At 32.0% G+C, this 363-nt stretch carries 1 protein-coding gene; it reads right to left on the bottom strand.

Annotated elements, in window-relative coordinates; all coding sequences use genetic code 11:
- Positions 1–25: 25 nt before the first annotated feature.
- A partial coding sequence (locus ACNG5D_RS15875; RefSeq protein ID WP_418184511.1) for an EF-Tu/IF-2/RF-3 family GTPase occupies positions 26–363 on the bottom strand: 338 nt, incomplete at its 5' end.

Genomic DNA, 363 nt, shown 5'->3' on the forward strand with positions numbered 1-363 from the left:
GTTTTTTTTTAATAAGATTTAGAAGTTATTTTAATTTCTTTTTTACTTCCACTTCGTGGTAAGCTTCTATGATATCTCCTTCTTTAATATCGTTGTAGTTTTTAATTTGCATACCACAATCGTATCCTTTAGAAACTTCTTTTACATCGTCTTTAAAACGTTTCAGGGATGCTAATTCTCCTGTGTAAACAACCACACCATCTCGAATTAAACGAACACCAGAGTTTCTGTAAATTTTTCCAGAAGTAACCATACAACCAGCAATACTACCAATTTTAGATACTTTAAAGATTTCTCTAATTTCTGCTGTCCCAGTAATTTCTTCTTTAAGTTCTGGAGACAACATGCCTTCCATTGCATCTT

This window comes from Algibacter ulvanivorans, from assembly GCF_048381495.1.
In the GTDB taxonomy this organism is placed as follows: domain Bacteria; phylum Bacteroidota; class Bacteroidia; order Flavobacteriales; family Flavobacteriaceae; genus Algibacter_B; species Algibacter_B ulvanivorans.